Raw genomic sequence first — 14431 nt, forward strand, 5'->3', positions numbered from 1 at the left:
CTTATTCCATCTCTTTCAGCCAGTCGGTCTTCTTGAACCACTTGGCATGGATGCGATCGTAGGTGCCATCCTGCTTGATCTGGTGCAGGTAGTTGTTGATCCAGTTGAGGCTGTCGAAGTCGCCCTTCTTCAGGCCGAAGGCCAGGGGCTCATAGGTGAAGGGCTCCTCCAGGAACACCAGCTTGCCGGCGCCGGCCTTGTTCACCGCGACGACGTTGTAGGGGGCGTCGTAGATGAAGGCGTCGGCCTTGCCGTTGACCACGTCCATCACCGCTTCCTGCTCGTTGTCGAAGCCGTGGTACTGGGCCTTGGCGATCAGCTTCTTGGCGACCATCTCGCCGGTGGTGCCGATCTTCGAGGTGATGCGGTACTGGGCGTCGTTCAGGTCCTTGTAGGACTTGACCTTGTCCTGCAGTTCCTTGCGGATCAGCAGGGTCTGGCCGACCACGATGAAGGGCTCCGAGAAGTTGATGCGCAGGTTGCGCTCCTGGGTCAGCGTCATGCCGGAACCGATCATGTCGAACTTGTCGGTCAAGAGGGCCGGGATGATGCCGTCGTAGCTGGTGGACACCAGCTCCAGCTTGACGCCCATGGACTTGGCCATGGCCTTCAGCACGTCCACCTCGAAGCCGATGATCTCACCACGCTTGTTGGTCATCTCGAAGGGCATGTAGGTCGGGTCCATGCCGACACGCAGGGTGCCGCGCTTGACTGCGTCATCGACCATTCCGGCGTGGGCCAGGCCGGTCAGGGCGCAGGCGGAAAACAGCAGTGACGCGAGAAACTTTTTCATTCTTTCTCCTAATGGGGGCAGATCGTTGTTTTTATGCAAGCCCACGGAATACGGGGCATGGCGCGCATGCTAACGCCCATCGAAGTGGATGGCGAGTCGCAAAGAAGCAGTTATCGGGCCAGGTCAGCTTTGCAGCAGGAAGGTCACCGGACCGTCGTTGACCAGGTGCACCTGCATGCTGGCGCCGAAGCGCCCGGTTGCGACCTGCGGATGCTTGAGGCGGGCCTGGCGCACCAGGTAGTCGAACAGTTCCTCACCGCGGGCCGGCGGCGCCGCCGTGGAGAAGCTCGGGCGCAGGCCGCTGTTGGTGTCGGCCGCCAGGGTGAACTGGGACACCAGCAGCAGGCCGCCGCCGACAGCGCCGAGAGACAGGTTCATCTTGCCCTCGGCATCGGCGAAGACCCGGTAGTTGACCAGTTTGTGCAGCAGCTTGTCGGCGCTGGCCTCGGTGTCCTGGGGCTCGACGCCCACCAGCACCAGCAGGCCCTGGTCGATGGAGCCGACCACCTCGCCGTCCACCTCGACGCGGGCGGCGCTGACCCGTTGCAGCAGCCCCTTCATCAGGCGTCCTCTTCCGGCGGCATGTTCAGCAGGCGGCGGGCCATCTGGTAGGTCGCCCGCACCAGAGCGTCGGTGATGCCGGCTTCGGAGGCGGCGTGGCCGGCGTCGCGGACGATCTGCAGCTCGCTGTTGGGCCAGGCCTTGTGCAGCGCCCAGGCGTTGTCCAGGGGGCAGATGGCGTCATAACGGCCATGCACGATGACGCCCGGCAAGTGGGCAATGCGCGGCATGTCGCGGAGCAGTTGGTTGGGTTCGAGGAAAGCGTTGTTGACGAAGTAGTGGCACTCGATGCGGGCAATCGACAGGGCGCGCATCGGCTCGCTGAAGCGCTCCACCACCGGCGCGCTGGGACGCAGGGTGGCGGTACGGCCTTCCCAGATCGACCAGGCCTTGGCGGTATGCATCTGGGCGATCTGGTCCGGGCCGGTCAGGCGCTTGTGGTAGGCCTGCATCAGATTGCCGTGCTCTTCGGCCGGAATGGGTGCCAGGTAATCCTCCCAGTAGTCCGGGAACATCCGGCTGCAGCCTTCCTGGTAGAACCAGTGGAAGTCCTCCGGGCGGCACAGGAAAATGCCGCGCAGGACCAGGCCGAGCACGCGCTCCGGATGGGCCTGGGCATAGGCCAGGGACAGGGTGGAGCCCCAGGAGCCGCCGAACAGCACCCATTTGTCGATGTTCAGGTGCTGGCGGATGCGTTCGAGGTCGGCGACCAGTTCCCAGGTGGTGTTCTTCTCCAGGCTCGCATGGGGCGTGGAGCGGCCGCAGCCGCGCTGGTCGAAGGTGACGATGCGGTACAGATTCGGATCGAAGAAGCGCCGGCTCAAGGCGTCGCAGCCAGCCCCCGGGCCGCCGTGGATGAATACCACGGGCAGGCCTTCCGGCGTGCCGCTTTCATCCACATAGAGCACGTGAGGCGCATCCACTGCCAGCTCGTGCCTGGCGTGGGGTTTAATCTCCGGGTACAAAGTCTGCATTCTGGGCTCCCCAAAACTGTGCGAAAGGTCGACCCTTGGGCGAGTCCGGCCTTCTAACCTGCCGGGAATCATAACGAGGAAAAAGGAGTTCAGCATGCTACTCGGGAAGTTCGCTCTGCCGACGCTCTGCGTTCTGGCAATCCTAGCCGGTTGTGGCCGGAACGACCCGGCCGCCGAGCTGGATGCGGCGGTGCAACAGCTACAGGACAACCTCGAAGCGAAGAAGACCAGCGCAGTGCTCGAGCAATTGCACCCACAGTTCAATGCGCAGCAGGAGCACGACCGCGACTGGGCGAAACGCACCATGGCGTTGCTTTTCCTGCGCCACAAGAACGTCAGCGTCCTGGCCCTGAGCAAGGCCAGCCGGCTGGACCCCACCTACCGCGAGAAGGGCTACACCGAGGCCCAGGTGGCCTTGGCCGGTGCCGAGGGGCCGATCCCCGACAGCGCGCGCCACTACGGGGTCAAGCTGGAGTGGTGGCTGGACGACGGCGAGTGGAAGCTCGCCCGGCTGGACTGGCAATGAGCGCGCCGCTCACGCACCGCATCCGCGCCGCCGGCCTGCTGGTACAGGACGGGCGCATCCTGCTGGTCAAGCACGTGGTCGGCGAGGACACCTACTGGATACCGCCAGGCGGCGGCTTCGAGTCCCAGACCGACGAATCGACCCGCGACACGGTGCGCCGCGAGTTCATGGAGGAAACCGGGCTGGAAGTGGAGGTGGGTCCGCTGGTCTACGTCCGCGAGTTCGCCGAGCCGGCCCTGGGCCGCTTCCACATGGAACTGTTCTACCGGATCGATGCCTGGCGCGGCGAACTCAGCCTGGCCAACCTCGACGGCCTGGGCGGCGACGAGTTCGAGATTCGCGAGCTGGGCTGGGTCAGCCGCGAGGAGCTGGCCACCCTGCCCTTCTATCCGGCCGAATTGCTGGATGACGTGTGGGAGCGGGTAGCGGCCGAGGTGGTGGTGATCCGCCATCTGGGGTTGCAGCGGTAGGAATCGCTTTACCTGTAGGGGCGAATGAATTCGCCCCTACAAAAGACGCCCCCGGGCTCAACGCCCGTAAGTCCCCCTGCCCCACTCCAGCATCGCCTGCAGCAGCTGGCGCAGCACCACCTGGGTTGGCACGGCCAGGTCTTCGCGGTAGTCGAAGGGCACTTGCTCGTCCATGTAGGTGCACTGGGCCAGTTCCAGCTGCACGGCGTGGATGTGCTCGCCGGGTTGGCCGTAGTGGCGGGTGATATGGCCGCCCTTGAAACGGCCATTGAGCACATGGCTGTAGTCCTTGGCTTTGGCACAGACCGCCACCAGGGCCTCGGCCAGGGCCGGGTCGCAGCTGGCGCCGGCATTGGTGCCGAGGTTGAAGTCCGGCAGCCGGCCGTCGAACAGGCGCGGGACGAAGGAGCGGATCGAGTGCGCATCGAACAGCAGCGCATAGCCGAACTCGGCCTTCATCCGCGCCAGTTCTTCGCTGATGGTCTGGTGGTAGGGGGTCCAGATTTCCGCCAGGTAGCGTGCGCGCTCCGCCGCCGACGGCTCCTCGCCTTCGCGGTAGAGCGGCTCGCCATCGAACAGGGTGGCCGGATAGAGGCCGGTGGTGGCGGTGGCGTAGAGCGGCTTGTCGTCGGCCGGGCGATTGAGGTCGATGACGTAGCGCGAATACTGCGCCGCCAGGGTGCTCGCCCCCAGCTCGGCGGCAAAATCGTAGAGGCGCGGGATGTGCCAGTCCGTGTCGGTGAGGTCCCAGCCGGCCGCCACCATGCCGGCTTCCACCGCCGGGGTCAGGTGCGTGCCGGGGTGCGGCATGCTGATCAGAAGCGGCGCGCGGCCGCGGCTGAAGCTGATAACGTTATCCACAGTCGATCTCCTGTCCGTGTCGAATCACCCGCTTGGGCAGATCGCCGCCCAGCCAGTAGGCCAGCTCCGCCGGGCGCTGGATATCCCAGGCGATGAAGTCGGCCACCTTGCCCACCTCCAGGCTGCCGTGGCTCTCGACCAGGCCCAGCGCCCTGGCGGCATGCAGGGTCGCGCCGGCCAGCGCCTCCTCCGGAGTGAGGCGGAAGGAGGTGCAGGCCATGTTCAGCATCATGCGCAGCGACAGCGCCGGCGAGGTGCCGGGGTTCAGGTCGGTTGATACCGCCATGGCGACGCCGTGCTTGCGCAACGCCTCGATGGGCGGCAGCTGAGTCTCGCGCAGCAGGTAGAAGGCGCCGGGCAGCAGCACGGCGACCGTGCCGGCGGCGGCCATGGCGATGGCGTCGTCCTCGGTCATGTATTCCAGGTGGTCCGCCGACAGCGCCTGGTAGCGCGCCGCCAGGCTGGAGCCGTGCAGGGAGGACAGTTGCTCGGCGTGCAGCTTCACCGGCAGGCCCAGCCCCTTGGCCACCTTGAACACCCGCTCCACCTGCTCGGGGGAAAAGGCCAGGTGTTCGCAGAAGGCGTCCACCGCATCCACCAGCCCCTCGTCGGCCAGGGCCGGTAGCATCTCGTCGCAGATGTGCGTGATGTAGTCGTCGGCGCGGCCGGTGTACTCCGGCGGCAGGGCGTGGGCGGCCAGGCAGGTGGCGCGCACCGTGATAGGCAGGGTCTCGCCCAGGCGCCGGGCGACCCGCAGCATCTTGCGCTCGCTGGCCAGGTCCAGGCCGTAGCCGGACTTCACTTCCAGAGTGGTGACGCCGTCGCGCAGCAGCTGGCGGGCACGCCGGGTGGCGCTCTCCAGCAACTCGTCCTCGCTGGCCTCGCGGGTGGCACGCACGGTACTGGCAATGCCGCCGCCCTGGGCGGCGATCTCGGCGTAGCTGACGCCCTCCAGGCGCTGCTCGAACTCGCGGCTGCGGTCGCCGCCGAACACCAGGTGGGTGTGGCAGTCGACCAGCCCCGGGGTGAGCCATGCGCCTTCGAGGTCGACCTCCACGTCATAGGGGATGGACGGCAGTTCCTCGCGCGGACCTATCCATTCGATGCGTCCGGCGTAGGTGACCAGCACCGCGTCTTCGATGATGGAGTACTTGCCACCTTTCATGGTGGCGGCATGGCAGTTGTGCCAGAGGTGTTTCATTGCAGTCCTCCAGTGCGCGCGGCTATCCCCTCCAGGGCTGCAGCATCGCGCAGCAGATCGGCGGCACGGGCGATGTCCGGCGCCAGCCAGCGATCCTGGTCATAGGCCGGCACCCGCTCGCGCAGGGTTTCCCAGGCGGCCGCGGTGCCGGCACCGAATCCCCTGGGCTTGTGGAACTCGAAGGCCTGGGCGGCCAGCAGGTATTCGATGGCCAGTATGCGGCCGCAGTTCTCCAGCGCCTTGCCCAGCTTGAGCGCGGCACTGGTGCCGAGGCTCAGGTGGTCTTCCTGCAGGCCGGAGGTGACGAAGTTGTCCACCACTGCCGGTTGCGCCAGCTGGCGGTTCTCGCCGGCCAGGGCGGCGGCGACGTACTGGGCGATCATCATTCCCGAGTTGACCCCGGGCTGGCTGACCAGGAAGGCCGGCAGGCGGCTGACCAGCGGGTTGACCAGGCGATCCAGGCGCCGCTCGGCGATGCCGCCCAGCTCAGCCACGGCAATGGCCAGCAAGTCCGCCGCCATGGCCACCGACTCGCCATGGGGATTGGCCTGGGACACCACCTTGTAATTGTCGGGCGTGCCCAGCAGCAGCGGATTATCGTTGGCCGAGGCCAGCTCGGTGTCCACCTGGCGCGCGGCATGGGCCAGCTGATCGCGGCAGGCGCCGTGGACCTGCGGAATGGAGCGGATGCTCAGGGCGTCCTGGGTGCGGATGCCTCGGCTGGCGGCCACCACCTCGCTGCCGGCGAGCAAGGCCAGCAGATTGGCGCCCACCGTCTGCATGCCGGGGTGCGGCTTGAGGGCGATGATGTCCGGGTCGAAGGCGGCGATCTGCCCGCCCAGGGCCTCGAAACTCATGGCGCCGATTACGTCGGCCCAGCGCATCAGACGCTCGGCGTCCGCCAGGGCCAGGCAGGTCAGGCCGGTCATGCAGGGCAGGCCGTTGACCAGGCAGAGCCCGTCCTTCGCACCCAGGCGTACCGGCTCCAGCCCTTCGGCGGCCAGGGCCTCAGCGGCGGGCACCACTTGACCGCGATAACTGACCTCGCCGACGCCGAGCAGGGCGATGCCGACATGGGCCATATGGGTCAGGTAGCCCACCGAGCCCTGGGAGGGCACCTGCGGAGTGATGCCCTGGTTCAGCAGCGCCAGCAGCGCCTCCACCACCTGCCGCTGCAAGCCCGAACGGCCGTGGCTGTAGTTGGCGATAGCGCAGCAGATGATGGCGCGGGTCTGTTCATCGGCCAGCACCGGGCCGACGCCGCAGGCATGGCTGAGCAGGGTGTTGCGCGAGAGCGCGGCGAACTGTTCGGCGTTCAGCAGCACATCGCTCAGGGCGCCAAGACCGGTGCTGATGCCATAGGCGCGCTCGCCACGGTCGACAATGCGCTCGACGATGCCGCGGGCATTGTCGATGCGCGCCCAGGCGGCCTGAGTCAGTTCCAGGCGCGCGCCGTGGCGGGCCACCGCCACCACCTGGCGCCAGTTCAGCGGCGAATCGCCCAGCAGGACTTTCTCGGGTAACGACATTCAGCTGTTCCTTACAGGTTGGCCACGCGGCGCTGGACGAAGCGGTCGACGTAGTCGTCCGCCGGCTGGTGGAGGATTTCCTTCGGCGTGCCGACCTGGATCAGCTGGCCGTCCTTGAGGATGGCGATGCGGTTGCCGATGCGTACCGCTTCGTCCAGGTCGTGGGTGATGAAGACGATGGTCTTCTGCAGGGTCTTCTGCAGCTCCAGCAGCTGCTCCTGCATGTCGGCGCGGATCAGCGGGTCGAGGGCGCTGAAGGCTTCGTCCATGAGGATGATGTCGGTGTCCGAGGCCAGCGCCCGGGCCAGGCCGACGCGCTGGCGCATGCCGCCGGAGAGCTGGTGCGGGTAGGACTTCTCGTAGCCCTTCAGGCCCACGGTGGTGATCCAGTGCTGGGCGCGCTCCAGGCAGTAGTCCTTGGTCTCGCCGCGCACCTTGAGGCCGTAGGCGACGTTGTCCAGCACGGTCTTGTGCGGCAGCAGGCCGAAGCTCTGGAACACCATGCTGATCTTCCGGCGGCGGAATTGCCGCAGCTCCTCCATGTCGTAGCGCAGGATGTCCTCGCCATCGACGAGGATCTGCCCGCTGGTGGGGTCGATCAGGCGATTGAAGTGGCGCACCAGAGTCGACTTGCCCGAACCGGACAGGCCCATGATCACGAAGATCTCGCCGGCGCCGATGGACAGCGACAGGTCGTTGACCCCGACCACGCAGCCGGTATTGGCCAACACATCGGCCTTGCTCTTGCCCTGCTGGATCAGCGCCAGGGCCTCGTCGGCGCGCTGGCCGAAGATCTTGAATACGTTCTTGACGACAATCTTGCTCATGTTCTCGTCACTCAATTGCTGGCTGCGTGCCGCGAACGGCCGTAAGCCTGGGTGATGCGGTCGAAGACCACGGCCAGGATGACGATGGCCAGGCCCGCTTCGAGGCCCTTGCCGACGTTGAGCGTCTGGATGCCCACCAGGACGTCCTCGCCGAGACCGCGGGCGCCGATCATCGAGGCGATCACCACCATCGACAGGGCCATCATGGTGGTCTGGTTGATCCCCGCCATGATGCTCGGCAGGGCCAGCGGCAGCTGCACGCCGAACAGCTGTTGCCAGCGGTTGGCGCCGAAGGCGTTCACCGCTTCCATCACCTCCTTGTCCACCTGGCGGATGCCGAGGTCGGTGAGGCGGATCAGCGGCGGCGCGGCGTAGATCACGGTGGCGAAGATGGCCGGCACCTTGCCCAGGCCGAAGAGCATCAGCACCGGGATCAGGTACACGAAGCTGGGCATGGTCTGCATGATGTCCAGCAGCGGCATCAGCACCGCGCGCAGGCGGTTGCTGCGGGCCGCGAGAATGCCCAGGGGAATGCCGATCAGCACCGAGATGAAGGTGGCCACCAGCATCAGCGCGACGGTCTGCATCAGCTTGTCCCAGAGCCCCACGGCGCCCACCAGGAACAGCAGGCCGGTGATCACCACCGTTGGCAGGATGCGTCGGGTGGCGTGCCAGGAAATCCCGGCGACCACGATCAGCACCAGCCACCAGGGCGTGGCGCGGAGGATGCCTTCCAGGTAAACGATGGCCCAGAGAAGGGTGTCGGAGATGTGGCGGAACACATCGCCGTAGTTGGTCACTAGGCTGTCTACCCAGCCATTGACCCAGTCAGCGATGGAGAAGGTGAAGCGTTCGGGGAACATAGCTCGCTCCGGTCATGTGGGGGGCCTTCTCCACCCGGGGAGAAGGCCGGTATCAGGGTTCGCCCGAAGCCTCAGAGGGCGGCTTCGATCTTCTTCGCCGCATCCTCGCTGACCCAGGCACGCCACACCTCCGGGTGCTCCTTGAGGAAGACCTTGGCCAGGTCCGCCGAGTCCATCTTCTCCTTGGCCATCTTCGCCAGGTTCTGGTTCAGCAGGTCGATCGGCAGGTTGACCTTGTTCAGCACAGCCACCAGCTCCGGGGCCTCGTCATGGAAGGTCCTGGACAGCCCGACCTGGATGGTCACGCTCTTGTCCACGCCAGGTTTTTCTTCCAGCTTCACCAGGTCGGCCTGGCCCATCAGCGGCGTCGGCGACCAGTAATAGAAAAGGATAGGCTCGCCACGGCGATAGCTCGACAGCACGGCCGCATCCAGGGCCGGGCCGGTGCCGGGACGGAAGTTGGTGAACTTCTCTTCCAGGCCATAGCTCTTGAGCATTTCGCTGTTGTCCAGCTCGCAGGTCCAGCCGGCCGGGCAGTTGTAGAAGCGTCCCTTGCCCGGCTCCTCCGGGTCGCGGAACAGCTCGGCGTATTGGCCGAGGTCGGCGATCGCCTTGAGCTGCGGCGCTTTGGCCTCGATGCCACGCTTGGCGTCGCCCGCGATCACGTAGCGCGGCACGTACCAGCCTTCGGTGGCGCCGACGATCGGCGCGCCCACACCCACCACCTTGCCGGCGGCGGCGGCCTTGTTCCAGGCATCGCTACGGCCGATCCACTCCTCGGCGAAGATCTGGATGTCGTTGTTGCCCAGGGCCTGTTCCATGGTGATGGAGTTGCCCGGCAGGCTATCGGTCTCGCAGCCGTAACCGTTCTTCAGAACGAACTGCAGCAGGTCGGTGAGCAACATGCCGCTCTCCCAGTTGAGCCCGGCGAACTTCACCGGCTTGCCAGACTCACACCAGCCCGCCGCCTGGGCGGAAGCCGCCCCGGCCAGCAGGCCAGCCGCACACATCAGGCTCAACACTCGCTTCTTGAATTGCATGTTCCGACGCTCCTGAATCTTGGTAGGGGTTAAGGCAGTTCAGTTAGGGCCGAGAGCCGGCCATGGCCGGTTACCGGTGCCAGTGACTGGCGCTTCTTGTTTTCCCCCATGGCCGCCACGGACAGCCATGGGAGGTGCTTCACGCAACGCACATCAGTCTTCCAGACCTGCAGCAGGTACCGAGGCAACCTGCCCTTCCATGTCCTTGGGCCGTACCCACAGCCAGTAGGCGACGACCAGCAGAGCTATCCAGATGAAGCCGACCCAGAGTGCCGGCTGGGTGTCCGGGAAGTAGCCCAGCACCCCGAAAATGAACACCATGAAGGCGATGGCGGCGGCGGGCGCAACGGGCCAGAACGGCACCGGGAACTTCAGCGCGGCGACCTCCGTGCGGCTCATGCTGCGACGCATGCCGACCTGGGCGGCCAGGATCATCAGCCAGACCCAGACGGTGGCGAAGGTGGCGATGGACGCGATGACCAGGAAGACGTTATCCGGGATCAGGTAGTTCAGCACGACCCCCGCCAGCAGCGCGGCCGCCATGACGACCACGGTCAGCCAGGGCACGCCATGGCGTGAGACCTTGGCGAAACCGGCGGGTGCCTGGCCCTGACGCGCCATGCCATAGAGCATGCGGCCGGCTCCAAAGATGTCGCTGTTGATGGCCGAAACCGCGGCGGAGATGACCACGATGTTGAGAATCGCGGCGGCCGAGCTGATGCCCAGGCTGTCGAAGATCTGCACGAAGGGGCTGCCCTGGCTGCCGATCTGCGGCCAGGGGAAGATGGCCATCAGCACGAACAGGGTCAGCACGTAGAACAGTAGGATGCGCATCGGCACCGCATTGATCGCCCTGGGCAGGACCTGCTGCGGATTCTTCGCCTCGCCAGCGGTGATGCCGATGATCTCGATGCCACCAAAGGCGAAGACCACCACGGCGAAAGAGGCGATCAGACCGCCGATGCCGTTGGGCATGAAGCCGCCGTGTTCCCAGAGGTTATGGATGCCGGTAGCTGCCCCGGACTCTGCCAGGCCGAAGCCGAACAGCATGATACCCAGGCCGGCGAGGATCATCGCGACGATGGCGCCGACCTTCAGCAGCGACAGCCAGAATTCCAGCTCGCCGAATACCTTCACGCTGCACAGGTTCAACGCGCCGATGAAGAAGATGATGGACAGGACCCAGATCCAGCGCGGCACGTCAGGGAACCAGAAGCCCATGTAGATACCGAACGCCGTCACGTCCGCGAGGCAGACGATGATCATCTCGAACGCGTAGGTCCAGCCCGTGATGAAACCTGCCAGCGGCCCGATGTAATTGCTGGCGTACTGGCCGAAAGACCCGGAAACCGGGTTGTGTACAGCCATCTCCCCCAGCGCGCGCATCACCATGTAGACCGCCGCACCGGCGATCAGATACGCAAGCAGCACCGACGGACCGGCCATCTGGATGGCCGACGCGGAGCCGTAGAACAATCCTGTCCCGATGGCCGAACCCAAGGCCATGAAGCGGATGTGGCGTGCAGTGAGCCCGCGCTGCAATCCCGCTTGTTCGCTCATTCCTTCACTCTCCTCATTGTTCTTGTAGTCACGAGAAGTGCTGGCCGCCCCGCTCCGGGGCGGCCAGTCCGGCTCAGAGGCTCGGCAGCAGCTTCGCCGGCACCAGGCTGTTCAGGCAGCCGCTGGCCAGCAGCGTGCTGGCGGTCTCGATGTCCGGGGCGAAGAAGCGGTCTTCCTGGTAGTACGGCACCTGAGCACGCAGCAGGCCGCGGGCCTCTTCCAGCTTCGGCGAGCTTTTCAGGCCCTCGCGGAAGTCCAGGCCCTGGCAGGCGCCCAGCCATTCGATGGCGAGGATGCCGCGCACGTTGTCGGCCATGGCCCAGAGGCGCTTGCCGGCGTTCGGCGCCATGGACACGTGGTCTTCCTGGTTAGCCGAGGTGGGCAGGCTGTCGACGCTGGCCGGGTGGGCCAGGGCCTTGTTGTCGCTGGCCAGGGCGGCGGCGGTGACCTGGGCGATCATGAAGCCGGAGTTGACCCCGCCGTTCTCCACCAGGAAGGGCGGCAGCTGCGACATGTGCATGTCCATCATCAGCGAGATGCGGCGCTCGGACAGCGAGCCGATTTCGGCAATAGCCAGGGCCAGGTTGTCGGCGGCCATGGCCACCGGCTCGGCGTGGAAGTTGCCGCCGGAGATCACGTCACCCTCCTCGGCGAACACCAGCGGGTTGTCGGAGACCGCGTTGGATTCGATCTCCAGCACTTCGGCGGCCTGGCGCAATTGGGTCAGGCAGGCGCCCATGACCTGCGGTTGGCAGCGCAAGGAGTAGGGATCCTGCACCTTGTCGCACTTCTCGTGGGAGCGGGCGATTTCGCTGCTGGCGGTGAGCAGGTCGCGGTAGGCGGCAGCGGCGTCGATCTGACCACGCTGGCCACGGGCGGCGTGGATGCGTGCATCGAAGGGTGCACGGGAACCCAGCATGGCCTCGACGCTCAGGCCACCGCAGACGGTGGCGGCGGCATACAGGTCTTCGGCTTCGAACAGCCCACGCAGGGCGTAGGCGGTGGAGACCTGGGTGCCGTTGAGCAGAGCCAGGCCCTCCTTGGCGGCCAGGGTCAGCGGCTCCAGGCCGGCAACGGCCAGGGCCTCGGTGGCCGGCAGCCACTGGCCCTTGTGGCGCGCCTTGCTCTCGCCGAGCAGCAGCAGGGACATGTGCGCCAGGGGCGCCAGGTCACCGGAAGCACCGACCGAGCCCTTCAGCGGGATGTGCGGATAGACCTCGGCGTTGATCAGTGCCACCAGGGCGTCGATCACCTTGCGGCGAATACCGGAGAAGCCGCGGGCCAGGCTGTTCACCTTGAGCAGCATGATCAGGCGCACCATGGCGTCGTCCAGCGGCTCACCGACACCGGCAGCGTGGGACAGCACCAGCGAGCGCTGCAGTTTTTCCAGGTCGGCCGGGGCGATGCGGGTGGAGGCCAGCAGGCCGAAGCCGGTGTTGATGCCGTAGGCGGTGCGGCCTTCGGCAACGATGCTCTCGACGCAGGCGACGCTGGCGTCGATAGCCTTGCCGGCGCTGGCGTCCAGGGTCACGTGCACGGGGTTATGGAAGACCTGGCGCAGCTGCGCCAGGGTCAGGGTTCCGGGTTTCAGGTTCAGCGCGTTCACACTCAGGCTCCTTTGCCAATCATCGGCAGGTTCAGACCCTGCTCACGGGCGCAATCGATTGCAATCTGGTAACCGGCATCAGCATGGCGCATCACGCCGGTGCCTGGGTCGTTGGTCAGCACGCGGGCGATGCGCGCGGCGGCTTCGTCGGTGCCGTCGCAGACGATCACCATCCCCGAGTGCTGGGAGAAGCCCATGCCCACGCCGCCGCCGTGGTGCAGCGAGACCCAAGTGGCGCCGCTGGCGGTGTTCAGCAGGGCGTTGAGCAGCGGCCAGTCGGAGACGGCGTCGGAACCGTCCTGCATGGCCTCGGTCTCGCGGTTCGGGCTGGACACCGAGCCGGAGTCCAGGTGGTCGCGACCGATGACGATCGGTGCCGACAGCTCGCCGCGGCGGACCATTTCGTTGAAGGCCAGGCCGAGCTTGGCGCGCTGGCCCAGGCCGACCCAGCAGATGCGTGCCGGCAGGCCCTGGAAGCTGATGCGCTCGCGGGCCATATCCAGCCAGTTGTGCAGGTGGGCGTCGTCCGGGATCAGTTCCTTGACCTTGGCGTCGGTCTTGTAGATGTCCTCGGCGTTGCCCGACAGCGCGGCCCAGCGGAACGGCCCGATGCCGCGGCAGAACAGCGGACGGATGTAGGCCGGAACGAAGCCGGGGAAGTCGAAGGCATTACTCACGCCTTCTTCCTTGGCCATCTGGCGGATGTTGTTGCCGTAGTCGAAGGTCGGAATGCCCTGCTTCTGGAACTCCAGCATGGCCCGCACGTGCACCGCCATGGACTGCTTGGCGGCCTTGACCACCGCCGCCGGCTCGGTCTGCGCGCGGTCGCGGTACTGTTCCCAGGTCCAGCCGATCGGCAGGTAGCCGTTCAGCGGGTCGTGGGCGCTGGTCTGGTCGGTGACCATGTCCGGGCGGACGCCACGCTTGATCAGCTCCGGCAGGATTTCCGCGGCGTTGCCCAGCAGGGCGATGGAGATGGCCTTGCCTTCGGCGGTGTACTTCTCGATGCGCGCCAGGGCGTCGTCCAGATCCTTGGCCTGCTCGTCGACGTAGCGGCTGCTCAGGCGGAAATCGATACGGCTCTGCTGGCATTCGATGTTCAGCGAGCAGGCGCCGGCCAGGGTCGCGGCCAGCGGCTGGGCGCCGCCCATGCCGCCGAGGCCGGCGGTCAGCACCCACTTGCCCTTGAGGTTGCCGTCGTAATGCTGGCGGCCAGCCTCGACGAAGGTTTCATAGGTGCCCTGGACGATGCCCTGGCTGCCGATGTAGATCCAGCTGCCGGCGGTCATCTGGCCGTACATGGCCAGGCCCTTGGCGTCCAGTTCGTTGAAGTGTTCCCAGTTGGCCCAGTGCGGCACCAGGTTGGAGTTGGCAATCAGCACGCGCGGGGCGTTGGCGTGGGTCTTGAACACGCCGACCGGCTTGCCGGACTGCACCAGCAGGGTCTCGTCCTCGTTCAGTTCCTTCAGGGTCTCGACGATCTTGTCGTAGCACTCCCAGTTGCGTGCGGCGCGGCCGATGCCGCCGTACACCACCAGTTCCTTCGGGTTTTCCGCCACCTCGGGGTCGAGGTTGTTCATCAGCATGCGCAGCGGCGCTTCGGTCAGCCAGCTCTTGGCG

General features: G+C 66.2%; 14 protein-coding genes. 2 read left to right on the forward strand and 12 right to left on the reverse strand.

The genetic code is table 11. The features are described from left to right. Position 1: 1 nt before the first annotated feature. From E8F12_RS25915 to pip, 3 genes are all read right to left on the reverse strand, one after another. Positions 2-793 (reverse strand): transporter substrate-binding domain-containing protein, encoded by a 792-nt coding sequence (locus tag E8F12_RS25915; RefSeq protein ID WP_280328075.1) that lies wholly within the window; start codon positions 791-793, stop codon positions 2-4. Between the two features lie 123 nt (positions 794-916). Next, positions 917-1354: a D-aminoacyl-tRNA deacylase gene (dtd, locus tag E8F12_RS25920; RefSeq protein ID WP_280328076.1), complete on the reverse strand. Its 438-nt coding sequence runs from the start codon at positions 1352-1354 to the stop codon at positions 917-919. Continuing rightward, positions 1354-2328, reverse strand: a complete 975-nt coding sequence (pip, locus tag E8F12_RS25925; RefSeq protein WP_280328077.1) for a prolyl aminopeptidase — start codon at positions 2326-2328, stop codon at positions 1354-1356. Before pip ends, dtd begins: the two co-directional genes overlap by 1 nt. Before the next feature lie 94 nt (positions 2329-2422). Between pip and E8F12_RS25930 the strand changes: the two genes are divergently transcribed. Both E8F12_RS25930 and E8F12_RS25935 read left to right on the forward strand, forming a co-directional pair. Then, a complete protein-coding gene (locus tag E8F12_RS25930; protein WP_280328078.1) occupies positions 2423-2854 on the forward strand; it encodes a hypothetical protein in 432 nt (143 codons plus the stop codon). Then, positions 2851-3324, forward strand: coding sequence for an NUDIX domain-containing protein (locus tag E8F12_RS25935; protein ID WP_280328079.1), 474 nt, complete (start codon positions 2851-2853; stop codon positions 3322-3324). Before E8F12_RS25930 ends, E8F12_RS25935 begins: the two co-directional genes overlap by 4 nt. Before the next feature lie 57 nt (positions 3325-3381). Here E8F12_RS25935 and hutG read toward each other — a convergent pair whose 3' ends face one another. The 9 genes from hutG to hutU form a co-directional block, all read right to left on the reverse strand. Then, a complete protein-coding gene (hutG, locus tag E8F12_RS25940) occupies positions 3382-4185 on the reverse strand; it encodes an N-formylglutamate deformylase (RefSeq protein WP_280328081.1) in 804 nt (267 codons plus the stop codon). Next, positions 4178-5386 (reverse strand): imidazolonepropionase, encoded by a 1209-nt coding sequence (gene hutI, locus E8F12_RS25945; RefSeq protein WP_280328082.1) that lies wholly within the window; start codon positions 5384-5386, stop codon positions 4178-4180. Before hutI ends, hutG begins: the two co-directional genes overlap by 8 nt. After that, a complete protein-coding gene (gene hutH, locus E8F12_RS25950) occupies positions 5383-6915 on the reverse strand; it encodes a histidine ammonia-lyase (RefSeq protein ID WP_280328083.1) in 1533 nt (510 codons plus the stop codon). The genes hutI and hutH (E8F12_RS25950) overlap by 4 nt, the downstream gene beginning before the upstream one ends. Before the next feature lie 11 nt (positions 6916-6926). Continuing rightward, positions 6927-7757 carry a glycine betaine/L-proline ABC transporter ATP-binding protein gene (locus E8F12_RS25955; protein ID WP_280328084.1) on the reverse strand — a complete coding sequence of 277 codons (831 nt, stop codon included), beginning with the start codon at positions 7755-7757 and terminating at the stop codon, positions 6927-6929. Further along, entirely contained in the window at positions 7754-8605 is an 852-nt protein-coding gene (locus E8F12_RS25960; RefSeq protein ID WP_280328085.1) for a proline/glycine betaine ABC transporter permease, read from the reverse strand. The genes E8F12_RS25955 and E8F12_RS25960 overlap by 4 nt, the downstream gene beginning before the upstream one ends. 71 nt (positions 8606-8676) lie before the next feature. Next, complete coding sequence (locus E8F12_RS25965) at positions 8677-9645, reverse strand: ABC transporter substrate-binding protein (RefSeq protein WP_280328086.1); 969 nt, start codon at positions 9643-9645, stop codon at positions 8677-8679. A 153-nt stretch (positions 9646-9798) separates the two neighbouring features. Further along, positions 9799-11205: an amino acid permease gene (locus E8F12_RS25970; RefSeq protein WP_280328088.1), complete on the reverse strand. Its 1407-nt coding sequence runs from the start codon at positions 11203-11205 to the stop codon at positions 9799-9801. Positions 11206-11278: 73 nt separating this feature from the next. After that, complete coding sequence (gene hutH, locus E8F12_RS25975; protein ID WP_280328089.1) at positions 11279-12811, reverse strand: histidine ammonia-lyase; 1533 nt, start codon at positions 12809-12811, stop codon at positions 11279-11281. A gap of 2 nt (positions 12812-12813) precedes the next feature. After that, positions 12814-14431, reverse strand: a 1618-nt coding sequence (hutU, locus tag E8F12_RS25980; RefSeq protein ID WP_280328091.1) for a urocanate hydratase, incomplete at its 5' end; no start/stop codon positions are given.

Origin of the sequence: Pseudomonas sp. BN102 (assembly GCF_029871245.1) — a bacterium.
Classification (GTDB): Bacteria; Pseudomonadota; Gammaproteobacteria; order Pseudomonadales; family Pseudomonadaceae; genus Metapseudomonas.

Excerpts from the sequence above, each read along its gene's own strand:
- E8F12_RS25960 (WP_280328085.1), bottom strand. The coding sequence starts at position 8,605 with ATGTTCCCCGAACGCTTCACCTTCTCCATCGCTGACTGGGTCAATGGC.
- E8F12_RS25970 (WP_280328088.1), bottom strand. The coding sequence starts at position 11,205 with ATGAGCGAACAAGCGGGATTGCAGCGCGGGCTCACTGCACGCCACATC.
- dtd (WP_280328076.1), bottom strand. The coding sequence starts at position 1,354 with ATGAAGGGGCTGCTGCAACGGGTCAGCGCCGCCCGCGTCGAGGTGGAC.
- hutH (WP_280328083.1), bottom strand. The coding sequence starts at position 6,915 with ATGTCGTTACCCGAGAAAGTCCTGCTGGGCGATTCGCCGCTGAACTGG.
- E8F12_RS25935 (WP_280328079.1), top strand. The coding sequence starts at position 2,851 with ATGAGCGCGCCGCTCACGCACCGCATCCGCGCCGCCGGCCTGCTGGTA.
- pip (WP_280328077.1), bottom strand. The coding sequence starts at position 2,328 with ATGCAGACTTTGTACCCGGAGATTAAACCCCACGCCAGGCACGAGCTG.
- E8F12_RS25915 (WP_280328075.1), bottom strand. The coding sequence starts at position 793 with ATGAAAAAGTTTCTCGCGTCACTGCTGTTTTCCGCCTGCGCCCTGACC.
- E8F12_RS25930 (WP_280328078.1), top strand. The coding sequence starts at position 2,423 with ATGCTACTCGGGAAGTTCGCTCTGCCGACGCTCTGCGTTCTGGCAATC.
- hutI (WP_280328082.1), bottom strand. The coding sequence starts at position 5,386 with ATGAAACACCTCTGGCACAACTGCCATGCCGCCACCATGAAAGGTGGC.
- E8F12_RS25965 (WP_280328086.1), bottom strand. The coding sequence starts at position 9,645 with ATGCAATTCAAGAAGCGAGTGTTGAGCCTGATGTGTGCGGCTGGCCTG.